Origin of the sequence: Prauserella halophila (assembly GCF_024171895.1) — a bacterium.
GTDB lineage: Bacteria > Actinomycetota > Actinomycetes > Mycobacteriales > Pseudonocardiaceae > Prauserella > Prauserella halophila.
Genome location: NZ_JAMTCQ010000009.1, coordinates 1128530 through 1150482, shown reverse-complemented (window position 1 = coordinate 1150482; position 21953 = coordinate 1128530). Strand labels below are relative to the sequence as shown.

The window sequence follows — 21953 nt, the reverse complement described above, 5'->3', positions numbered from 1 at the left end:
ACGTCCGCGCGCCGGATCAGAACAGCAGGGGCAGCAGCGCGTGCCTGCGACGGACGACCGCGCCGTACCGGCCGTCGAGCCGCAACCACGCGTCGGTGGCGATCACCCGTACCACGTCGTCTTCCACGGACGAGTCGACGAAACCCATGCCCGACATCGCGAACAGGCACCGCATCGGCACCTCGATCTCGGTCTCCTCCTCGCCGGAGACGGTGAGGACCGTCTGATCCATGAGCGACGCGGGCGGCGTGCCCAGCGGTCCGACGCTCTCCCTGGCGACAGTGACCCCGCGGTCGGCGAGGTCGGCCACGACGGCGGCGGGCAGCGTGTCGACCGATCGCCACCCCGCCGTGACCGGCAGTTCGGACCGCCACAGCAGGTCGCGCGGCGGCCCCGGGTCCATCCGCTCACCCGGCGACACGGTCAACGCCGCGAGCAGTTCCGATCCGGACACCGTCACATCGCCCGGATCGACCTCACCTTCCACCGCCCTCGTCACCAGCACCTCGAACGGCGTGCCTGCCCAGGCTTCGAGCACGCCGGGCCCGCGCATGCGCAGTCGTACGACCGTCTGCGCGTCGAGGCGTACCGCCCTGGCGATGAACGCACCGAGCGATTCACGGTCGGCGGGGTCGGGGATTCTCAGTTCAGGCACTGTCGGCCTCCGGGATGTGTTCCGTCAGAAAGGCCCGCTCCTGCGCGCCGAGCCTGCGAGGTCGCGCCGCGCCGATGTCGTACGGCGCCAGCAGTGTCCACGCCGTCACCGCAACCGGGTCCGACTCGGACGGCCCGTTGTGGACCCGGTACGCGAGCGTGAACGACGCCTGCCGCAGCCGGCTCAAGGTGATGCCGACCCGCAGCTGCTTACCGTCGACGATCACCGGCGCCTTGAACTCGACTCCCAGCTCGGCAACGACCGTACCCTTCGCGAACTCGCCCAGTCCCTGTGCGGTCGCGTCGTCGAACAGCAGCGGCACCCGTGCCTCTTCCAGCAACGTCACCATGCGCGCGTGGTTGATGTGGCCGAACACGTCCATGTCGGACCACCGCGGCTGCACGTGCGTGATGTACTCGCCGGTGCTCATCCGACGGTGCTCCGGATCTGCCGCGCGGCGACGGACAGCGTCGCCAGGTCGATCCGCCCGGACCGGGAGATCTCGTCGAGCGTGACGCGGGAGCGCGCCAACCGGGACGCGTTGGCCTCCTCCCATTTGGCGATCTTGTCGTCGACCGAGTCGCCGGGGTCGCTGTGCCGCAGGGCGTCGCGCGTGATGGCGCGCAGCGAGCCGTACAGATCGTCGCGCAGGGCGAGTCTGGCCAGCGCGTGCCACCGGTTGTCGCGCTCGAGCTGGTTGACCGACGCCAGCATGTGGTCGAAACCCAGGTGGTCCGACAGCGCGAAGTACAGCTCGGCGACGTCCACCGGCGTCCCGTCACCGTCCGACTCGGCCAGTTCGGCGACCTCGGTGATGTCCAGCAGCGCGTAGCCGAGCAGCAGCTCACTGACGCGCTCCGCGAGCTCGGTGGGCACGCCCGCCGCGGTCAGCCTGCTCACCTCGGCACGCACCTTCTCGGCCTCGCGGCCGCGGACCAACTTGCCCACCTCGCCGGTCAGCGCCCGCACCGGCGCGCCGAAGCGGTTGATCTCCGCACCGACGGCCAGTGGTTGCGGGCGGTTCGTCAGGAACCACCGGGACGCCCGGTCCAGGACCCTGCGGGTCTCCAGTGTCATCTCGTCGGCGACCTCGGTCGCCACGACGTTGTCCAGCTCCGCGATCGCCTCCCACACCTCGGACAGCCCGTAGACGTTCGTGACGATCGAGTACGCCCGCACCGCGTCGGTCGCCGTGGCGTTGAGCTCTTCGGCCAACCGGAACGCGTACGTCAGGCCCGCACCGTCGACGACCTCGTTGACCAGCCAGGTCGTCGTGATCTGCCGCAACAGCGGGTGCTTGGCCACCGACGTGCCGAACCGGTCCCGCAGCGCCGACGGGAAGTACTCGATGGAACGGCGGCTGAACACCTCGGCGTCGGGCAGTTCGCTGGCGAGGATCTCGTCCTTGAGGTCGAGCTTGACGTGCGCCAGCACCGTAGCGAGTTCCGGCGACGTCAGCCCCTCGCCCTCCTGTTCGAGCTCGCCGAACCCGGAGTCGACGGGCAACGCCTCGAGCCCCCGGTCCAGCGCTCCCTTGGCCTCGAGCGCGCCGACGAGCCTGCGGTGCACCGACACCATCGCGTCGGTGTGGTGGCGCGCGACGCCGAGCACACCGTTCTGCGTGTAGTTGTCCCGCAGCACGAGCTCGCCGACCTCGTCGGTCATCACCTCGAGCAGCTCGTTGCGTTCGGAGACGTCCAACTCACCCGTCTCGACGAGCTTGTCGAGCAGGATCTTGATGTTGACCTCGTGGTCGGAGCAGTCGACGCCGGCCGAGTTGTCGAGCGCGTCGGTGTTGACCTTGCCGCCGTGGCGGGCGAATTCGATCCGCCCACGCTGGGTCAGGCCGAGGTTGCCGCCTTCACCGATGACCTTGGCGCGCATCTGCCTGCCGTTGACCCGGACCGCGTCGTTGGCCTTGTCGCCCGCCTCGGCGTGCCGCTCGCGCTCGGCCTTGACGTAGGTGCCGATACCGCCGTTCCACAGCAGGTCGACCGGAGCCTGCAGGATCGCGTGGACCAGTTCGGCCGGCGACATGCTCTCGATCTCGGGGCGGAGTCCGAGCGCCTCGGCCACCTGCGGCGTGATCGGGATGGTCTTCGCGCTGCGCGGGTAGATCCCGCCGCCCTCACTGATCAACGACCGGTCGTAATCGTCCCACGTCGACCGCGGCAGTTCGAACAACCGGGTCCGCTCGGCGAAGGAACTCGCCGCGTCGGGGGTGGGGTCCAGGAAGACGTGCAGGTGGTTGAACGCGGCCACGAGGCGGATGTGCTCGGACAACAGCATGCCGTTCCCGAACACGTCGCCGCCCATGTCGCCGATGCCGACGACCGTGAAGTCCTGGCTCTGCGTGTCCACGTCGAGTTCGCGGAAATGCCGCTTGACGCTCTCCCACGCACCCTTGGCGGTGATGCCCATGACCTTGTGGTCGTAACCGACGGAGCCACCGGAGGCGAACGCATCGCCCAGCCAGAACCCGTAGCTCTTCGCGACCTCGTTGGCGATGTCGGAGAACGTCGCCGTGCCTTTGTCCGCGGCGACGACGAGATAGTTGTCGTCGCCGTCGTAGCGGACGACGTCGCGGGCCGGCACCGTGGCGCCGTCGACGAGGTTGTCGGTGAGATCAAGCAGGCCGGAGATGAACATGCGGTAGCAGGCGACGCCCTCGGCGTGGTGTGCTTCACGATCCATCCCCGGGTCGCCCGTGGCCACCGGCGGGCGTTTGACGACGAACCCACCCTTGGCGCCGACCGGCACGATCACCGAGTTCTTCACCGCCTGTGCCTTCACCAGGCCCAGCACCTCGGTGCGGAAGTCCTCGCGGCGGTCCGACCAGCGCAGCCCGCCCCGTGCCACCGAGCCGAACCGCAGGTGGACACCTTCCACGCGCGGCGAGCACACGAAGATCTCGTACGCGGGACGCGGCTCGGGCAGGTCGGGCACCTGCTGCGGGTCGAGTTTGAACGCGAGGTATCGGCGCGGGTTCCCGTCGCCGTCGGTGACACGGTAGTTCGTACGCAGCGTCGCCACGATCACCGAGAGCAGCCTGCGCAGGATCCTGTCCTGGTCGAGGCTGGTGACCTCGTCGATCATCGCGTTGATGTCGTCGATCTGTTCGCTCGTACGGTTCTCGCACTGCGTGTCGTCCGGGCCGAACCGGGTTTCGAACAGCCGCACCAGCGCCGTGGCGATGTCGGTGTGCGCCAGCACTGTCGTCTCGATGTAGTCCTGCGAATAGGGAGACCCGGCCTGGCGCAGGTATCGGGCGTAGGCGCGCAGCACCGCGACCTGCCGCCAGTCGAGCCCGGCACGCAGCACCAGGCCGTTGAAGCCGTCGACCTCGGCATCGCCCCGCCACTCGGCGGCGAACGCGTCCTGGAAGCGCACCTGCAGGTCGTCCTCGGACCCGGCCACGGCGAGCACCGCCGGGTCGATGCGCAGGCCGAAGTCGTAGATCCACAGCCGCGCGCCGTCCTCCCGCGAGACCTCGTACGGCCGTTCGTCGACGACCTCGACACCCATGCGCTGCAGCAACGGCAGCATCGTCGACAGCGTCACACCGTCGCCCCGGGTGTAGAGCTTGAACCGGCGCTCCCCCGGCGCCGCGTCGGCGGGCAGGTAGAACGACATCCGCACATCGCCGCGCCCGTCGAGCGACTCGAGCATGCGCAGGTCGCGCAGCGCGGACTCGGCGTCGAAGTCCTCCTTGTAGGCCTCCGGGAACACCGTGGCGTAGCGCTGAGCCTGCTGCGTGGCCGATTCCTCACCCGCGAACGTCACAGCCTTGCCGTCGCCCGCGCGCTCGCGCCGTTCGGCGAGGATCGCCTCCACCATCAGGTCGTCCCAGCTGCGCATGGCCTCGGCGAGGCGCTCCTGGATCCGCAGCGTGTCGGGTGCGACGGTCACACCCGGGTCGGTGTGAACGGTGAAGTGCACCTGCGCGAGCTGCGTCTCCCCCAGCCGCGCCGCGTACTCCAGGTGCGTGCCCTCGAGCTCGTCGAGCAACACCTGCTGCATCGCCAGCCGCGACCGGGTCGTGTACCGGTCGCGCGGCAGGAACACCAGGCACGAGTAGAACCGGCCGTAGGTGTCACGACGGAGGAACAGCCGCAACCTGCGCCGGTCGGCGAGCGTGATCGCGCCCGTGGCCGTGGCGTACAGCGAGTCCGGGTCGGCCGAGAACAGGTCGGCACGCGGCCAGTTCTGCAGCACTTCGAGCATCCGCTGGCCGGAATAGGACTGCATCGGGAACCCCGCGCGATGGATGACCTCGCGCACTCGGCGCTCGACGACCGGGATGTCGAGGACGTTCTCGTGCAGCGCGGTGGTGGTGAACATGCCGAGGAAACGGTGCTCACCCGTGACGTTGCCGTCCGAGTCGAACGTCTTCACGCCCACGTAGTACGGGTAGATCGGCCGGTGCACTGTGGACGGTGCGCCCGCCTGCGTGAGCACCAGCAGCTCCGGTTTCAGTGCCTGCGCCGTCGAGTCCGGTCCCGCGGTGAGGTTGCGGGCGGCGAGGCTGTCCTGTCGCAGCACTCCGAGCCCGGATGCCAGCACCGCACGCAGTGCAGGCTCGCCGGCGTCGTCGATCACCTCGTAGTGGCGGTAGCCGAGGAACGTCAGGTGGCCGTCCGCCAGCCAGCGCAGCAGCTGCGCACCGTCGTGCACCTCCTGTTCGGGCAACGGCGGCGGCGTGGCGTCGAGCTCGTCGGCCAGCGAGATCGCGGCGGCGGCCATGCGGTCGGTGTCCTCCACGACCTCGCGGACGTCCTCCAGCACCGCCAGCAGCCGGTGGTCGCACTCGCGTGCACGCTCCACATCGGTGATCGAATCGATCTCCAGGTACATCCAGGATTCGACGGTCGCACCGGCGGGCGGCTGCTCGACGTCGCCGCCCGGGTGCAGCTGCTGCAGGCCGCCGGACATGTCGCGAGTGACCAACATGATCGGGTGAACGATGCGCTGTACCTGCACACCACCGCGGGCCAGTTCGGCCACGACGGAGTCGACCAGATAGGGCATGTCGTCGGTGACGACCTGGATGACGGTCGATTCGCTCGACCAACCGTCCTCGGCGGTCGTCGGGTTGAACAGGCGCAGCGCCGGCCGCCCCGGGACCCGGTTACGCGCCAGCTCGAGGTGGGATCGCACGGCACCGACGAGATCACCGGGACTCTCACCGATGATCTCCTCGGCGGGAATCAGCCGGTAGTAATGACCGATGAGGTCGGCGATGTCCGGGGCCTGGGCCGCCGCCGCGGCCACCAGATCGTCCCGAAGCTGTTCCGGGCTGCGCCGGCCGGGCGTGGCGCCCTGCCCGCCCTCGTTCTGCGGACGGGCCTGAACACCGGTCGAGCTCATGTCGGGCAACGCAACTCTCCAACTCTGGCGATGGCAGCTCGGATGTGCCGTGCGGTCGCCGCCACTGTATCGGGACGCTGCCGTTCGGGTGGCCGGATGGCGCCGGTCCTATCGATCGTGGCGGCCGCCGTGTCCCCCGGCGTGGGCACTGCCGTTGCGGCGCCTGCCGTTCACGCCTGCACCACTGCCGACGGCGTGGCCGTCACGGTCGTCCCCGCCGGACGTCGACGCAAGGGCGGATCCGGACGCGACCTGGTGCTCGGCGAGTGCGCGTGCCAGCAGTTCCGCCAGGCCGGCGTCCTCCGGCGGCTCGTCGAGCGGGAGTTCGTGCCGCGGCAGGCCGGACACCGCGCTCGCGGCCGCCTCGCCGGTCTCCACACCGGTTCCGGCCGGGGAATCCGGGCCGGTGGGTTCGGACCCGCCTGCTGCGGTGAACGCCGGATCCGTGGTCGCGGCGGGTTCGGTGCCATGACCGGTCTCCGCACCGCTCACAGTCTCGGCGCCGTTACCGGCGTCCGCGCCGCTCCCGCTGTCCGCGCCGCTCCCGGGGACCGCAGGATCCACCGTGGGAGCAGCGGGGAAGCTCGGCTGCGACTCACCGGCCGGCATCCCGGCGGTCGACAGGTCGGCAGGCCCGGTCGCGGCGGCCCCGGTCGGCAGGTCGGCAGGCTGCGGGTGTGCGGCCGGCGTGTCCGCGGCGGGTGACCCGGGGGCGAGCGCAGCGTCGGACCCCGCCGTCGCGCCGTCACCGGTACCGACCGATTCGTCACCGGCGCCGAGTGCGTCCGTCGGCAGCAACGGCGGCGGCAGCTTGACCCGCGGCAGCCACGGGTCGCCGACGGGGTCCTCCGCGGCACCGCCGCCGTGGTCGGCCATGCCATGGTTCGTCGTTCCATGGCTCGTGGGGGCATCGCGGTCCGTAGCGCTGTGACGGCCGATGTCACTGTGACGGCCGGTATCACCGTGACGGCCGGTATCACCGTGACGGCCGGTATCACCGTGACGGCCGGTATCACCGCGAGGACCGGTTTCGCCGTGACGGCCGATCCCGTGGTCACCGCGGCTATCGACTCCACCCCCGGTGCCGGTACCGGTGGTACCGGCGTGCGCCGACGCCGCCAGGGCGTCGTCGGTGATCGCGGGAATGATCGCCGTCGCATCGTCCGTCTGGGGTGCGGAGGCGGTCGCCGCGGCGAGGATCGGTTCGACACTGGCCCCGGCGGCCCATGAATCCAGGACATCGGACGCCGCCGAATCCACCGCGTCAGACACGTCGGTGTGGCCCGGTCCGGCCTGCGAAGCGGTCGCTGCTCCGCTGTCCACCGTCGATGACGGTGCTGATACGGGAGAGTCGGGCATCGGGGATTCGGGTACCGGAGAGTCGGACGCGAACGAGTCGAGCACCGGCGACACGAACGACGACGAGCCCGGCGACAACGAACCCAGCACCGACGAACCCGGAAGCGACAACCCCGACAGTGGAGAACCGGGAAGCGGGCCCGGTTCCCGGCTGTCACCGGTGTCCGGTGAGTCGGACGCCGCTGCTCGGCGGCGACCGCCACCAGACGGTGCAATGCCCAGGCGGTCCAGCACCGAGCGCGCGGCGACCGAGCCGTGGTCGACGTCGTGCCGCCGGCGCTTGCGCGGCGCACCCTGCTCGGAGGACGTTGCGTCGGCCTGCCCGGCCGACTCGGCCTTCTCCTCTGCGGCATCCGATTGCCCGGCTGCCGTGTCGGCGGCCGCACTCGTCGAGGTGGTCTCACCGGTCCCCGACGGACCGGTCGTCGCCGCATCGGCCGGGGCCACAGCAGCGGACTCGTCGCGGGCCGGTTCGTCGGAACGCGGTACCGCCGGCATCACCATGGTCGCTTCGGCGGCGGCCGCACCGTCTCCGGCCGTTGCGCCGTGTCCGTTCACTGCACCGTGTCCGTTCACTGCACCGTGTCCGTTCACTGCGCCGTGTCCGTTCACCGGTGGATGACCGTTCACGACCGCAGCGCCGTTCGTACCGGTCGGAGCACCGCCCGGCGCGGGCCGGCCTGCCGCGGTCTGGGGATCGGCATCGAGGGCCGCCGCGTCGACGGCGGCGGTGCTGAACGCAGTGTCGTGAACAGCGGTGGCTCCGTCGACCGCCGGCGCCTCCGCGGCCCGAGCACCGGAGGTGGCCTGCTGGGGACGCGCCGACGTGACGATCTCCGCCAGGTCCACCGGCGCCTGTTCCCCCGAGCCGAACTCGCCGTGCAGTACCGCGCGCGCCTGGCTGCGTGCGCGGGCGTCCCGCTGCTCGGCGGCACGCGCGTTGTGCAGACACGTCACGGCTTCGGCGGGGTCACCGATGCGCTCCTCGACGTTCGCCAGTTCCAGCCAGAGCCGCGAGACGATCGCATCGAGGTCGTGGCGCACGACGCCGTACAACGCATCGCGCAGCATCGTGGCTGCGGTTTCGGCCGCGCCGTTGGTCAGCAGGACCCGGGTGGCCAGCGCCGTGCGGAGCCATGCGGTCGGCGCAACGGCGGCGGCGCGCTCCGGCTCGTCGAGCAGCGGCTGCGCGGCTTCCAGCGCCGGCTCGCCATCACCACGGTCCAGCAGCGAGCACACGAGTTCGAGGACGAGGCGGACCCTGGCGACTCCGCCGTCGCGGGACGGGTCGGCCATCCGGTCGAGCAGGCCGATGCCGGTCCTGGCCGCGTCGGCGGCGCCCATCGTGTCGCCGTGCCGTCTGCGGTGCGCGGACACCCCGAGCCGGATCATGCCCCGCGCCATGAGCTTGTCGTCCTCGTCGAGGGTGGCATCGCCTGCCACGAGGCGGTCGCCTTCGAGTAGGACCCGGTCGAGCTCGGCCTTCCGCCCGAGCGTGCCGAGGCAGCCGACCAGGTGACACAGCGCGGTCGCACGGCGCACGGTCGACAGGCCGCCCACGGTGAGCACGGGTCGCAGAATGGCCAGTCCGGTCAGGGGTGCACCGACGCTGCGTGCACACACCGCCAGGTCGGTGCGGATCTGCGCGGCGATCACCGGCAGTTCCGCGTCCTCCGCGGCACGTAACGCGGCAACGGCGCGACCCACCGTCGACGCGCGATGACCGAGCAGGACGTGGGCATGCACGACGGTGGCTTCGGCGCGCACCCACAGCGCGTTCGCGCCCGCGGATTCCGCCAGGCTCGCGGCCCGCTCACCGAGGATCGCGGCGAGCTCGGGCGCCCGCCACTCCATCGTGTCGGCACGGTGCAGGAGTTGCTCCACCGCGGACAGGTCGCCTGCGCCGCCGGGAGTGGCGTCTTCTCGGTGCACACCGCGAGGAACCGCAGTGTCGCGGCCGTTGACCACGTGCGTGCCGGCCGACTCAGTGGCAACCACGGGGACTCCGCTCTGTGAGGCCTTCCATTCCTGCAGACGGGCGTGCCGACGAGCCGGCGGTTCGGACCTGCACACCCCTACTCGGGCTGCGCGGCCCGGCCGCCGACTCGCGAGAGACCGACCCTATCCAACGTCGCAGCGGTCCCTGGGCCGGGTGATCAGTCCCGGGTGAGCTTGCGGCGGGTCACCCGGTGCGGACGCGCCGCATCCGGGCCCATGCGCTCGATCTTGTTCTTCTCGTAACCTTCGAAGTTGCCCTCGAACCAGAACCACTTCGCCGGGTTCTCGTCGTCACCCTCCCAGGCGAGGATGTGGGTGGCGATGCGGTCGAGGAACCACCGGTCGTGGGAGATGACCACGGCGCAGCCCGGGAACTGTTCGAGCGCGTTCTCCAGCGAGCCCAGCGTCTCGACGTCCAGGTCGTTGGTCGGCTCGTCCAGCAGGAGCAGGTTGCCGCCCTGCTTGAGCGTCAGTGCGAGGTTGAGACGGTTGCGCTCACCACCGGACAGCACGCCGGCCTTCTTCTGCTGATCGGGCCCCTTGAATCCGAAGGCGCTGACGTAGGCACGCGACGGCATCTCGACCTGACCGACGTTGATGAAGTCGAGCCCGTCGGAGACGACCTCCCACACGGACTTGTTCGGGTCGATACCGGCCCGCGTCTGGTCCACGTAGGCCAGCTTGACGGTGTCGCCGATCTTGACGCTGCCCTCGTCGGGGTTCTCGAGGCCGACGATCGTGTTGAACAGCGTCGTCTTACCGACGCCGTTCGGGCCGATGACACCGACGATGCCGTTGCGCGGGAGCGTGAACGACAGGCCGTCGATGAGCAGGCGGTCCTCGAACCCCTTCTTGAGGTTCTCGACCTCGACCACCGTGTTACCCAGCCGCGGACCCGGCGGGATCTGGATCTCTTCGAAGTCGAGCTTCTTGCTCTTCTCCGCTTCCTCCGCCATCTGCTCGTACCGCTCGAGACGCGACCGGGACTTGGACTGCCGGGCCTTGGCGTTCGAGCGCACCCATTCCAGCTCGGACTTGAGCCGCTTGGCGAGCTTGGCGTCCTTCTTGCCCTGCACCTCGAGGCGCTCGCGCTTCTTCTCGAGATACGTGGAGTAGTTGCCCTCGTAGCCTTCGACGTTGCCGCGGTCGAGCTCCATGATCCACTCGGCGACGTTGTCCAGGAAGTACCGGTCGTGTGTCACGGCGAGGACCGCACCGTCGTAGTTGGCCAGGAACTGTTCCAGCCAGAGCACGCTCTCGGCGTCGAGGTGGTTGGTGGGCTCGTCGAGCAGCAGCAGGTCGGGCCTGGACAACAACAGCTTGCACAGCGCGACACGGCGGCGCTCACCACCGGACAGGTGCTCCACCTGCTCGTCACCGGGCGGGCAGCGCAGCGCATCCATCGCCTGCTCGAGTTGCGAGTCGAGTTCCCACGCGTCGGCGTGGTCGAGCTCCTCCTGCAGCTTGCCCATCTCGGCCATGAGCTCGTCGGTGTAATCGGTCGCGAGCTGCTCGGCGATCTCGTTGAACCGGTCGAGCTTGACCTTGATCTCGCCGAGGCCCTCCTCGACGTTGCCGCGCACGGTCTTCTCCTCGTTCAGCGGCGGCTCCTGCTGGAGGATGCCGACGCTCGCGCCCGGCTGGATGAACGCCTCGCCGTTACTGGGCTGGTCGAGTCCCGCCATGATTTTCAGGACGGTCGACTTGCCCGCACCGTTCGGGCCCACGACGCCGATCTTCGCGCCCGGGAAGAACGCGGTGCTGACATCGTCGAGAATCACCTTGTCCCCGACGGTCTTGCGTACCTTCTTCATGGTGTAGATGAACTCGGCCATACCGCGATCGTAGAGCCGAGCCGCGAACCGGCTGACGGCGCCTCGCCTTCTCCGAACCAGGATCCGCGGCTCGGCACTCGGCCGCCACGGGCACACTCAGGCCGCCGGAACGGCCGCCGCCACCGGCTCTCCCGGTTCCACAGCGCTGTGACCAGCTTCAGGACGCTTCTTGCCCCGGGGACTGCGCTGGACACCGCTCGTGCACCACGACAGATTCGGCCCCACGGCCTGCGCATCCAGTTCGGTCACGGTGCGGGACTGGCCGTCCGTGACGAACTCGGTGGTGTACAAGCGGCCGGTCACGACGACGGGGTCGCCCTTGGCCAGCGAGTCCCGCACGTTCTCCGCGAGCCGCCGCCAGCACGAGACCCGCACCGCGAGGGACCGGCCGTTGCACCACTCCCCTGCTTCCTTGTCGTAGCGCCGCTCATTGCTGCGCAGCCAGAATGCGGCCACCGCGCCGCTGTGGGTGTCCTTCATGAACACGTCGCTGGAGATGTTGCCCACCACGGTCACCGTGGTCTCGCCGATCGCCATTGCCGTTCCTTTCTCGCCGGGATGTTCGGTGAGTTCCACCGTGCCCTGCGAGTACGGCCGAGAACGCCGCCGCGGCGAATCTGTGGACAACCGACGGCGACGTGGACAACCCGGCCGCGGCGAGGCCGGATCACGCCGAAATCGTCGGTACGCCGTGCTACTCGCGCCGGTTGCCGCTCGCGAGCTCCTTGAGCATCGCGTTGTAGGCGGCCAGATCCTGCCCGCCCGTGACCTCTTCCCGCCGGTCACGGCGGCGCGCCTCGCGGTCGTCGGCCCTGGCCCACTGGACGAGCAGCGCGACCATCACGACCACCACGGGAATCTCACCCGTCGCCCACGCGATGCCGCCACCGGTCCGCTGGTCGAGCAGCAGGTCGTCGATCCAGGGCAGACCGAGTCCCCGGTAGAACGACGCCCCGATCACGGTCTGCATGTTCATGAGCGTCACGCCGAAGAACGCGTGGAACGGCATCGACACGAACACCATGCCGAGCTTGGCCAGGTGCGGCAGCCGGCGCGGCGACGGGTCGATGCCGATCACCGGCCAGTAGAAGACGTAACCGGCCAGCAGGAAGTGGGCCTTCATCGCCAGGTGTGCCCAGTGATAGTTCAGCGCGGAGTCGAACATCCCCGAGTAGTAGAGACCGTAGAACGACCCGACGAACAGCAGCGTCGCCACCACCGGGTTGGTCAGCACGCGGGTCACGGGCGAGTGGACCAACGCCAGCAGCCACTCCCGGGGTCCGGGAGGCGCGTTCCTGCCCGCGGTCGGCAGCGCACGCAGTGCCAACGTGACCGGCCCGCCGAGGACGAGAAGCACGGGCACGCCCATCGACAGGAACATGTGACTCACCATGTGCATGCTGAACATCGACGGCGAGTAGCGCCCGATTCCGGACGAGGTCGCCACCAGCAACATGGCGCAGCCGAGCACCCAGGCCCAGGTGCGGCCCACGGGCCAGGCGTCACCGCGACGGCGCAGCCTGCGCACACCGGCCAGGTACACGCCCGCGAGCACGATTGCCGCGGTGCCGTAGACGAGGTCGAACCGCCACGCGGTGAGCAGCGTCCAGAACGTGGGCTCACCGGCGAGCTCGTAGCCCAGCAGCAACTCGACCGTCGACGGCTCGGCGGCGATCTCGGCCGGTGGCGGGGTACGCGCGAGCGCCGCGGCGAGGCCGATCGTGACGAGCATGATCAGCACCTCGACGCCGGCGAGGCGCAGCAGCTGACCGCCGCCCGCACCGTCGCGCAGACCCGCGATGCTGCGGCTGCGCTGCTGCTGACCGAACACGCCGAGCATCGCGAGCAGAACGCCTTTTGCCAGCACGAGCAGGCCGTAGTCGGTGGTGAGCAGGTCCCCCGGCGCCACCCGCACGAGTGCGTTGATGATCCCGGAGGCGGCCATCACGATCCATGCGACCAGCGCGACCTTCGAGAACCGGGTCGCGGCAAGCGTCAGGTGGGCCCCGCGCCTGCGCCCGTGCGCGAGGAGCGCGATGAGCCCGCCGACCCACAGTGCGGCACCGAGCAGGTGGTACAGCAGGCTGTTCGTGGCCATGTCGTGCGAGCCGCCACTGGCGGAGTGTCCGGTCACGGCGACCGGGACGAGCCCGAAGACCGACACGAAGAACAGCACCGTCGTCCAGTTCCACGTCAGCACCAGTCGGCAGCCGAGGGCGAGCAGCAGCGCGATGCCCGAGGTGATGAGCCAGGCCTTGGGCTGTTCGATGGCCCCGACGAAGTTGAGGAAGGCATCGGGGTCGAGCAGCTCGGTGACCGGGCGGCCGGCACCGTCGGCGGCGACGAAGAACACCGAGGTCAGGGCGAGGACGAACCAGGCCCACGCGGCGTAACCGGCCGTGCGTACGGCCGCGTAGCCGTCGACGGCGAGGATGCCGGAGCGCTGGGGCGGCACCAGGAAGGCGGCCAGCAGGAGCGACCCGATACACACCGCCGAGGCCAGGTCGGCCGCGACCCGGACGGCGGTGATGCCGTAGGTGGTGAGAGGGCCGGGGTCGGAGATGCCGGCGACTGCCCCGAGCCCGCCCGTCAGCGCGACCAGTCCGACCGCGACGACGACGCCGAGGAGCGCGCCGACGGCCAGGAGAGGTGCGATGCCCGCCCCGCGTGGCGCGCGGACGTCGGACTCGAGGTCGGCTTCGGTGGACACGCCTATGAGGGTAGGCCGAGCGTCAGCGTGCGGTCCCGCCGGTCACCGCGTGATGCCGGGCACGCTCGCGCTCGACTAGCAGCGATCGCCACGCGCCACAAGCGGCTTCCGAGAATCTGTGGACAACCGCCGAACATGAGTAGGTGCCCGTAACTCGAACGAGTCGAACATCGCGAGTTGTCCACAGAATCGCGTTTTCCTGCTGACATTCCGGTCGACGTTCGCCATCGTTGGATCCGACCCAACCCGACGATTCACCTCTGGGGGAGAAACCGATGACTCGACGTCATGTCACCTTCCGCACCGCCCTGCCCGCCGTTCTGCTCAGCGTCGCCGCGGCGACGGCCGGACTGGCGACACCGGCCGCGGCAGGGACGGCCCAGGGTCCGGCCGCACCTGCCGCGACCCCGTCCTCAGCCGCATCCTCAGCCGCGTCACCGCAGCCGGACCACCCGGAGTTCGCCTGCGACTCGGGAGAATTCTGTGCCTGGCAGGACGAGTTCTACGGCGGAAAGCTCCAGCGATTCGATCTCCGAAATACACACACCGACGACTGCGTAGCACTCGATAATGCTATGGAGGCACACTCGTTCGCTACCCGAATGGAACGTCACATCACGGTGTACCAGGACCGGGAATGTGCCACCCAGGCGGATTTCAGTACCTATCCGGGCCCGGGGACGTTCGTTCCACAGGCGCCGTACGTCGTACGGGCGATTCAAATCTGGGAGTGACGCCTCCGTCTTCCCCGATCCCGGCCGGCCCGTGCGGATGTCACGGAAGGGGAACCCGTGACACCACGGAAGCCGGCCCGGAAGCGGTCACGTCGCCCCGAGCGTGACCGCGCCGTGGGGGCGCCGTATGCCGGAGCGTGCTCCCCGCGCTCTGCCCCGCGCCCGGCGCCCCCACGGCACCCGCCGCGGCTCGGCCACCGTTCCCGCGGCCACCACTCACGAACGAGACAGCCCGTCGGTATCCTGGCGATCGTGCGTGGTCGACTCACCTCCGCCGACGTGTCGGTGATACGGACGCGACGGCCGCACTGCGGCCGTCCGTGTGGTCCGCCGAATGCGGTCCACCGAATGTGATCCACACAGCACCGCGGGACACGAGTGAAACGAATCGGACACATCGAGCGATCACACGTGCGGCGATGACTAAGCTGACTCACCGCGGTCGGTACGGTCACGCCGGGCCTCCGTAGCTCAGTTGGATAGAGCAAGAGCCTTCTAATCTCTAGGTCGCAGGTTCGAGTCCTGCCGGGGGCGCCCTCTCTCTGGCCTGCAGTTTCTGCAGGTCAGAAGATGCGCAGCCTGCTCTCCACGAAGCCCCACGGGCGCGGTGGTCCGAAAACGGTCCATTTGCTCGCGCACACCGCACACTCGCCCGCGTCTGCCGTCGACTCGACGAGCCGCACCCGCGGCGCCCACGCACCGTCCGCCAGCATCTGACCCCGGCTCGCCATGTGGCCGATCATCGCGACGTACCCCGTCGTGACCCTGATCGGTTCAGCCGCCCAGACGATCTCGCCCGAGCCGCGGCCATGCCGCCGACCGCCACGACTGGCCCGACCCCGCCAGCCGAGTGCGTCTGGAACGACGAGCTCGCCGACGCGATCCGCGAGCTCGTCAGCAACCCCGCCCGCTGGTCCGTCGTGCCAGCCGACGAGATACCCACCAACTGCTCCGGCTATGTCGAGTACGACAACGGCAACGTGTCCATCGACGAGGACCAGCCGTGCGACCGCGTCGCCGACATCGTGCGGCACGAGTGGACGCACGCGCAGCAGGTGCGCCTGCTCGGCGGCCGCGTCGAGATCGTCGCCGACTGCGGCTCGTGACTCCTCGACTCGAACGCGACCCCGTACCGCGACCGATTGATTGACGCACGCGACGTGGTGTACACCGACCGGGACATCGTCGACGCACTCACGCTCATCGACTACCCGTCGTGGGCCGAGTCGCGGGGTCATACCCAGCGATCGCCGCGCTGCGCCACCTACTCGCCCGACCGCGCGCGTGGCTCGCCGAGGACCCGCCCGACCGCGACGCCCCGGAAGACTGAGTGCGGTGACGCGAAAAGCCTTGGTCAGCGGGCAGGAACCAGACAGTTCCTGACACCTCCAGCCGAGTCCGGCGACCACAGGTAACAGCGGCGACACGATGCCGCACGCATTCCCATAACCACAGCTCACACGTGTCGCACACCGAACGACGGCTGTACACGGCAACCCGCGAAAGGAAGCACTGATGTCTGTTCCGAACAACCCGCCCTACCCGCAACAGCCGACGCAGCAACCGCCGACGCAGCAACCGAAACGGCGCCGCAAGTGGCCGTGGTTCCTCGGCAGTCTCGCCGCATTGATCATCATCATCGCAGCGATGACCAACGGCGACGACGGCAACTCTGCGCCCAGCGTGGCGACGGGCAGCGACACGAGCCGGCAGCAACCCTCCAGTCAGGACACGTCGACCGAGCAGCCGACCAGCACCGAGCAGCCCACAGCTTCAGAGCAGCCCACCACTTCGGAGCAGCCGACCTCACCCCAACTTCCCCCGCAGGTGCAGCAAGCGGTCCGGGCGGCCCAGGACTACTTGGGCTACACGGCCTTCTCGCGGGACGGGCTGATCCAGCAGCTGTCGAGCTCCGCCGGAGATGACTACCCGAAGGACGTCGCGACCCAGGCAGTCGGCACCCTCGACGTGGACTGGAACGAGCAGGCAGCAACCTCCGCCAAGGATTACCTGGACTACACGTCCTTCTCGTGCTCGAGACTGATCCAGCAACTGTCCAGCTCCGCCGGAGATAAGTTCACCAGGGAGCAGGCCACCTACGGCGCGAACCAGACGAAGGCCTGCGGCTGAGTGCACAAGCCGTCCGGATGATCGCTCGCAGGCTGCCCCATTCACCGGCTACGGTGAATGGGCGCATCTCATCTGCGGAGGAACGGCCCCGGTTTGGCCACCGGGGGCGTTCCGCAGCTGAACCTCACTCCGCAGACGTGAGAGGTGCGCCCACGAGCGACAACGACACGACCCCCATCGGCCGCCGGATCCGCGAGGCCCGGTCCTGGCGGCAGCTGAACCTCGAAACCGCCGCGCAGCTCGCCGGGCTCTGGCACGGGTATCTCGGCAACATCGAACGCGGCGACGTGTCGATCGGCAGACGTTCGAGGCAATCGCGACAGCGTCATCGAGGAGCATGCTGGGATACGTGCTGTGAAGTCGCGCCTCGACCCGTTCGGTCGGCTACCGTCGTGCCTGCTGGTAGCCGGCCGAAACGTCGAGCAGGATCGACCGAGCAGCGTCGTCGGCCGCGGCAGCGTCCCAGAGTTGCCGGAACAGGTCGTCGTAGAACGCGTAGTCGTTGCCGTCGCTGGTGCGGATACTGGTGTGCAGCAATTCGGCGACGACGAGGTCATCGAGGATCGTGAACCCGTGGAGTGGCGCCGTCGGGAGAGGCATGCCGAGTGGGAGCACGCGAAAGCCGACAGCAGGGCCGCCGACGAGCGCAAGTAGCCGGTCGATCTGGCCGGCCATGGTCTCGAACCAGTCGCCATCCGGGTCGACGCCGGGCGGCGGTGTACGTAGCGCGGCCTCGCTGACGAGGATGTCGACCTGGGCTGACGGTTCGTAGAGGATCGTCTGGCGCTGCATACGTGCCGCGGCAGCCTGGTCGGGGTCGCGAGTCGTGCCACGCAGCGCCGACAGTCCGCGGAACACCGCCAGGGCGTAGCTGTGGGTCTGTACCAGGCCGGGCACGAGCACGGTCTCGAACACGCGGATGTGCTCCGCCCGCTGCTCCAGCTCGCCGAACGACTGCTGAAGCGCGGTGTGCCCGGACTGAAAGCTGTCCGTCGTGGCGCCTGGGTGGGCTTGTCGGCCTGCGCGGGGTTGGACTCGGACGGACAATGACGTCCGGTCCTGTTTGCGTTCCCGGCCGCGGAGGTGTGGACGATGGGTAACCGGCACACCGAGATCCTGGGGTTCCTTGGACTCCTGGCCGTGACTGTCTCAACCCTGGTTCTCGTGGTAGTCGCCGGCCTGGCGATATCGGCGTGGGGCCTTCTGTGATGAACCCGTCGAGCGAGGTATCAGTCCCGTTGGCATGACAACGCCCGGCAGTCCGTCTCTCCTATCCACCGCTGCCCGGGACCAGTCGATCAGCCCGGCGGCGTTGAGCTGGGCCAGCAACACCTCATGCAGCTGTTGCCAAACTGCCACCCGAGTCTGAGGCACTGGCGCAATGGGCGGGGCGTTTGTTCGACTATCATCAGGCGGACCCGACCGCGTTGCGGGTGAGTCTGTGGGCGCAGTTGGAGCGGCCGGACGTAGCTGCAGAGCCGGTGGAGGCCTACCCGGCCAAGACAGTCTCGGCCGGTAACGGGCGCGACGGCGTGATCTCCGCGGTCGACCTTCTTGTCATCATCTCTGCAATCGCTCAGGCGTGGGTGCTCACGCCTATCGGGCTGCTCCGCGCTGACGGGTCCGATCCTTCCGCTCCTGATCGGATTCTCCAACACCGGCGTGCGGTCATGGCAGCAGTCGCGTCGATCACCGGAGAGTCCGATAGCGCCTCCGCGTGACTGTCAACGAGCTTCGGCTTCGCGTTGACCTTGAGGAGCTGCCGCGGTTCTCAACTGAGCAGCGAATGGCCTGGGGTTGCGAGGTTGCCTGCGGCGAATAGTTCTCGGGTGTTGGTATGTGCAGGTCTGGAAGACGCAGTCGTCGTCATCGGGGTGACGAGGTCGCGGTCTCGGAGGATCATCGGTCCTGGTGATGCCCTGTCTTGGCACATCTCGGCGAAACTTCGGGAGTGCGTCCGCATGTTCGATGTCGATGACCGCGTCGCCGTAGACCTCCGTGTACGCTGTGCATTCGTTGTAGGCGGCACACTCCTCTGCGACTGCGAAATCGACCCCGCCTCGTCTCTCATGCGGGCCGTTCAACGGCCCAGACCGCTTCACCTTCTACTCGGGGGACGAACGCGGCTACACCGATTACCCGGCGCTGAGTCTCTGAAGCTCATGGAGAAGGCGGATTCAGATCGCATGCCGGCGACGCGACACTTCGACGCGTCCCGGTGGTGTGAGCATCAATGATCTTCAGCCCTCATGCATCTCTTCCTAGATGCTTGGCCAGGAAGGTCTCGAGCCGGCTGTATAACTCAATGTTGCTCTCCGGGTTGATGAACCAGTGGCCTTCGGACTCGTTGAGTAGGTATTCGACGTCCGCGCCGCGGGCGCGGAGCGCCTCGGCCATGCGGTCAGCGTTGCGGCGGTGAACACGGACGTCGTGGGCGCCGTGGATCAGCAGCACCGGGGAGGTGATTTCGTCGACACGGCTGATGGGTGAGCGTGCGAGCATGTCTGCTCTTTGTTCGGGGATCTCAGGATCGCCGATGTGGCGCAGATAGCTGTTCTCGACGGCTCGGCGAGCGAACGGTACGACCCCTTCGACGAGGTCGACGAGGTCTGACATGCCGGTGTAACTGATCGCTGCGGCGAACCGATCGGGTGTGAAGGAGGCTCCGACCAGCGCAGCGTAGCCACCGTACGAACAGCCGTAGATTGCCACTCGTTCCGGGTCGGTGTGTCCCTGCTGGATCGACCAGTCGAGAGCGTCGATGAGGTCGTCATGCATGCGCCCGGCGAACTCACCGATTCCGGCGTCGAGATGGGCTTTGCCATATCCGGTGGATCCACGGAAGTTGACCTGCAGCACCGCGTATCCACGGTTGGCGAGAAGCTGCACCTCGGGGTCGTATCCCCAGCTGTCGCGGTACCACGGCCCGCCATGGACGAGCAGCACGGTTGGCAGGCCACGTGGCTCGATGCCGAGCGGCAACGTGAGATGGCAGGGCAGGGAGAGTTCGTCACGGGCCGTGATGGCGATGGGGGTGACAGGGGCCAGCTGCTTGGGATCGAGGTGGGGGAAGGGGTGGAACAGATGGCGCGCCTCTGCCGAGGTGTGATCATAGAACCAGGTCACGCCAGGGTCGCGATCATGCGTGAACTCCACGACCCAGCGCCGTCCTGTCGTGTCACACGAGACATGGGAGAGGTCCCCGTCCGAGAGCTCGGCCAGGTGAGGCAGCACCTCGGCGAAGTGTGTATCGAGAGCGTGGATTTCCTGACGCTCCCCGAGATACCGAGCCCCGAGGAGGTCACCGGTGGCTGGATGCAGGATCAGCGAGGAGGCGAACCGTGGATCAGTCTCCGGCCGGGGAGTATCCAGATCGAACACCGGATGGCTGTCCACCTCTGTCTCCTCACCGGTATTCAGATCAAGACGGGCCAGCCGGGTGCGATCCGAGCCGCGTGAGGACCCGATCCACAACCCTGTGCCGTCCGCGGTAGGAACAACAGGGAGGATGCCGAGGAGAATATCTGACGAGGGAAAACGGGCGATCGTGCGCGTCTGGTCAGCGGACCACTCCGAAAGTATGTGTTCGCCTCCCTCCCCAATAGTGAAGGCCAGCACTCGTTCCGGTGTACGCAGCCACGAGATCACGTCGCCGGAACTTTCGGCGATGCGGGTGAGGTCACCGTTTGTGAGATCGAGCTTGAAGAAGTCGATCAGATCGGCACGCCGTTTGTTCAGCTGCACGAACGCAGTCTCGGGCTGGTCCGGCGACAGTTGCGTACCGATGAGTCGCACGCCCTCGTACGGAGTCAGGTCAACGGCAGGCTGCTGGGGTCGCGCCGGGTCGACGCGATGCAGATGCCAGTTCTCATCCCCGTCGGTGTCCTGTTGGAACAGCAGGTAACGCCCGTCGACGCTCCAGAAGAACAGGTCAATGTTGCGCCGTGTCTCGGAGGTGACACGGCGGGCGTTCAGAGTGCCCGAGTCGTCGTCGAGGTCGGGAGTGGACCAATCTGAGTCCACGTCACGCAGGAAAACATTGAGCCGGCCGCGCCAAGGGGCGAGGTAGGCGATCTGCGTCCCGTTCGGGGAGAGTACGGCGCGGCTGCGGGTGGGTGGTGCGAAGAAGTCTTCGACAGAGAACAGTGCGGGAACAGTTGTCATGGCATTCCCTTCCGATCGGCGGGTGCGATGAGTCTCAGTCAAATCCCCGACGTCGCGTCATACTCAAGCGCAGTGGCCGTGATTAAGATCATTCTCGTGTTGTGCGGCTGCGTACCGGTGAGGTGTCGCCCGAATGAGTGAGGCGCCACTGGAGGGTACGCAGGACGCGGTGCTGCACCGGCCTGAGACGGTGTTCGTTCAACTGGTCCAGGAGTGCGGGGGCTCGAGGGCTGAGAGACGATAAGCCGTCTGTGTGTGCCAGGAGTGGTCGGAGGTGGGCGATCCAATCGTCAACGAGCGTCTCGACCTCGTGGTCTGGTGCGTCGGCATCGAGGGCATAGAAGCGTGCCGTCAGCGAGGCGGAGGTCGTCCTGCTGTCTTCTGAGGCATTGAGCAGGGCGGCTAGACCTGCCCGACCGTCGTCATCCAGTAGGTGTCCGAGCAGAATGAGCTGCTCATGCTCGTACTGGAGCATGTCCTTGGGGGCATCCGGATCGGGAGCCGACTGCCAGGTGGAGAGCTCCGGCGGCAGATCGGGCAGTGCCCCGGTGCGGCGCAGTACGTCGATGCTGGCTCGGCGGGCGCTGAGTCGTTCGATCTCGGCCGCGGCTTGGCGGTCAAGTTCGTTGAGGAGCTCACCGGCAGCGGTGGGGTCGTCCAGCACCGCGGGGAGTTCGGACAGTGGAATTCCCAACGCCGTGAGCCTTGTGATCCGCAGCACGCGCACGAGATCGCCGATGCCGTACTGTCGGTAGTCTCCGTCAGATCGCGGCGGCTCGGGCAACAGGCCGATCTGATGATAGTGGCGCAGCGTGCGCACGGTGACGCCGGCCAGATCGGCGAGTTCACTGCTGAGCATCGAGTATCTCCTTCGATTCCAGATCGCGCGAGGCAAGCACGGCCATTAGCACCAGGATCCAGACCCCGGTGACGCTCACCGCCGCCAGCAGCGGTGAGCCGATCTCGGCGAGCACACCTGCCAGCCCAATCCTCGCCGGTGC

General features: G+C 68.3%; 17 protein-coding genes and 1 tRNA gene. 5 read left to right on the top strand and 13 right to left on the bottom strand.

Going from position 1 to position 21953, the window contains the following annotated elements; all coding sequences use genetic code 11:
* Positions 1-16: 16 nt before the first annotated feature.
* The 7 genes from LY41_RS11550 to LY41_RS11520 all read right to left on the bottom strand — a co-directional run bounded on the left by LY41_RS11550 (position 17) and on the right by LY41_RS11520 (position 13870).
* A complete protein-coding gene (locus LY41_RS11550; RefSeq protein ID WP_253863864.1) occupies positions 17-655 on the bottom strand; it encodes a DUF8010 domain-containing protein in 639 nt (212 codons plus the stop codon).
* Entirely contained in the window at positions 648-1085 is a 438-nt protein-coding gene (locus LY41_RS11545) for an acyl-CoA thioesterase (RefSeq protein WP_253863863.1), read from the bottom strand. Before LY41_RS11545 ends, LY41_RS11550 begins: the two co-directional genes overlap by 8 nt.
* Positions 1082-6022 (bottom strand): NAD-glutamate dehydrogenase, encoded by a 4941-nt coding sequence (locus tag LY41_RS11540; RefSeq protein ID WP_253863862.1) that lies wholly within the window; start codon positions 6020-6022, stop codon positions 1082-1084. Before LY41_RS11540 ends, LY41_RS11545 begins: the two co-directional genes overlap by 4 nt.
* 108 nt (positions 6023-6130) lie before the next feature.
* A complete protein-coding gene (locus LY41_RS23870; RefSeq protein WP_308292230.1) occupies positions 6131-9379 on the bottom strand; it encodes a hypothetical protein in 3249 nt (1082 codons plus the stop codon).
* Between the two features lie 158 nt (positions 9380-9537).
* On the bottom strand, positions 9538-11214 hold the full coding sequence (ettA, locus tag LY41_RS11530) for an energy-dependent translational throttle protein EttA (protein WP_253863861.1): 1677 nt from the start codon (positions 11212-11214) through the stop codon (positions 9538-9540).
* 96 nt (positions 11215-11310) lie between these two features.
* Positions 11311-11751: a single-stranded DNA-binding protein gene (gene ssb / locus LY41_RS11525; protein ID WP_253863860.1), complete on the bottom strand. Its 441-nt coding sequence runs from the start codon at positions 11749-11751 to the stop codon at positions 11311-11313.
* Positions 11752-11908: 157 nt separating this feature from the next.
* Positions 11909-13870 carry a bifunctional copper resistance protein CopD/cytochrome c oxidase assembly protein gene (locus LY41_RS11520; RefSeq protein ID WP_253864093.1) on the bottom strand — a complete coding sequence of 654 codons (1962 nt, stop codon included), beginning with the start codon at positions 13868-13870 and terminating at the stop codon, positions 11909-11911.
* A gap of 329 nt (positions 13871-14199) precedes the next feature.
* Between LY41_RS11520 and LY41_RS11515 the strand changes: the two genes are divergently transcribed.
* Entirely contained in the window at positions 14200-14658 is a 459-nt protein-coding gene (locus tag LY41_RS11515; RefSeq protein WP_253863859.1) for a peptidase inhibitor family I36 protein, read from the top strand.
* Positions 14659-15118: 460 nt separating this feature from the next.
* Positions 15119-15192: transfer RNA gene (locus LY41_RS11510), tRNA-Arg, on the top strand.
* Between the two features lie 29 nt (positions 15193-15221).
* On the opposite strand, the gene LY41_RS11505 is transcribed toward LY41_RS11510, so the two are convergent.
* Positions 15222-15389 carry a hypothetical protein gene (locus LY41_RS11505; RefSeq protein ID WP_253863858.1) on the bottom strand — a complete coding sequence of 56 codons (168 nt, stop codon included), beginning with the start codon at positions 15387-15389 and terminating at the stop codon, positions 15222-15224.
* A gap of 78 nt (positions 15390-15467) precedes the next feature.
* On the opposite strand from LY41_RS11505, the gene LY41_RS11500 reads away from it, so the two are divergent.
* Both LY41_RS11500 and LY41_RS11495 read left to right on the top strand, forming a co-directional pair.
* The gene (locus tag LY41_RS11500) at positions 15468-15764 is read left to right on the top strand and encodes a hypothetical protein (RefSeq protein ID WP_253863857.1); all 297 of its coding nucleotides are present in this window, start codon (positions 15468-15470) and stop codon (positions 15762-15764) included.
* A gap of 409 nt (positions 15765-16173) precedes the next feature.
* Positions 16174-16788: an Ltp family lipoprotein gene (locus LY41_RS11495; protein WP_253863856.1), complete on the top strand. Its 615-nt coding sequence runs from the start codon at positions 16174-16176 to the stop codon at positions 16786-16788.
* 384 nt (positions 16789-17172) lie between these two features.
* On the opposite strand, the gene LY41_RS11490 is transcribed toward LY41_RS11495, so the two are convergent.
* On the bottom strand, positions 17173-17895 hold the full coding sequence (locus LY41_RS11490; protein ID WP_308292229.1) for a DUF5753 domain-containing protein: 723 nt from the start codon (positions 17893-17895) through the stop codon (positions 17173-17175).
* A 245-nt stretch (positions 17896-18140) separates the two neighbouring features.
* Between LY41_RS11490 and LY41_RS11480 the strand changes: the two genes are divergently transcribed.
* Positions 18141-18509 carry a hypothetical protein gene (locus LY41_RS11480; RefSeq protein WP_308292240.1) on the top strand — a complete coding sequence of 123 codons (369 nt, stop codon included), beginning with the start codon at positions 18141-18143 and terminating at the stop codon, positions 18507-18509.
* Between the two features lie 3 nt (positions 18510-18512).
* Here the strand turns inward: LY41_RS11480 and LY41_RS24080 are convergent, their stop codons facing one another.
* The 4 genes from LY41_RS24080 to LY41_RS23625 all read right to left on the bottom strand — a co-directional run bounded on the left by LY41_RS24080 (position 18513) and on the right by LY41_RS23625 (position 21926).
* Positions 18513-18890 carry an endo alpha-1,4 polygalactosaminidase gene (locus LY41_RS24080; protein ID WP_372493196.1) on the bottom strand — a complete coding sequence of 126 codons (378 nt, stop codon included), beginning with the start codon at positions 18888-18890 and terminating at the stop codon, positions 18513-18515.
* 145 nt (positions 18891-19035) lie between these two features.
* Positions 19036-20952, bottom strand: coding sequence for a S9 family peptidase (locus LY41_RS11475; RefSeq protein WP_253863853.1), 1917 nt, complete (start codon positions 20950-20952; stop codon positions 19036-19038).
* Between the two features lie 88 nt (positions 20953-21040).
* The gene (locus LY41_RS11470) at positions 21041-21811 is read right to left on the bottom strand and encodes a MerR family transcriptional regulator (RefSeq protein ID WP_253863852.1); all 771 of its coding nucleotides are present in this window, start codon (positions 21809-21811) and stop codon (positions 21041-21043) included.
* Positions 21798-21926, bottom strand: coding sequence for a hypothetical protein (locus LY41_RS23625; RefSeq protein ID WP_301296820.1), 129 nt, complete (start codon positions 21924-21926; stop codon positions 21798-21800). The genes LY41_RS11470 and LY41_RS23625 overlap by 14 nt, the downstream gene beginning before the upstream one ends.
* Positions 21927-21953: the final 27 nt, after the last annotated feature.

Bases quoted from the DNA above. Each gene is read 5' to 3' on its own strand.
- LY41_RS11545 (WP_253863863.1), bottom strand. From the start codon at position 1,085: ATGAGCACCGGCGAGTACATCACGCACGTGCAGCCGCGGTGGTCCGAC.
- LY41_RS11540 (WP_253863862.1), bottom strand. From the start codon at position 6,022: ATGAGCTCGACCGGTGTTCAGGCCCGTCCGCAGAACGAGGGCGGGCAG.
- ettA (WP_253863861.1), bottom strand. From the start codon at position 11,214: ATGGCCGAGTTCATCTACACCATGAAGAAGGTACGCAAGACCGTCGGG.
- ssb (WP_253863860.1), bottom strand. From the start codon at position 11,751: ATGGCGATCGGCGAGACCACGGTGACCGTGGTGGGCAACATCTCCAGC.
- LY41_RS11515 (WP_253863859.1), top strand. From the start codon at position 14,200: ATGACTCGACGTCATGTCACCTTCCGCACCGCCCTGCCCGCCGTTCTG.
- LY41_RS11505 (WP_253863858.1), bottom strand. From the start codon at position 15,389: ATGGCGAGCCGGGGTCAGATGCTGGCGGACGGTGCGTGGGCGCCGCGG.
- LY41_RS11500 (WP_253863857.1), top strand. From the start codon at position 15,468: ATGCCGCCGACCGCCACGACTGGCCCGACCCCGCCAGCCGAGTGCGTC.
- LY41_RS11495 (WP_253863856.1), top strand. From the start codon at position 16,174: ATGTCTGTTCCGAACAACCCGCCCTACCCGCAACAGCCGACGCAGCAA.
- LY41_RS11475 (WP_253863853.1), bottom strand. From the start codon at position 20,952: ATGACAACTGTTCCCGCACTGTTCTCTGTCGAAGACTTCTTCGCACCA.
- LY41_RS11470 (WP_253863852.1), bottom strand. From the start codon at position 21,811: ATGCTCAGCAGTGAACTCGCCGATCTGGCCGGCGTCACCGTGCGCACG.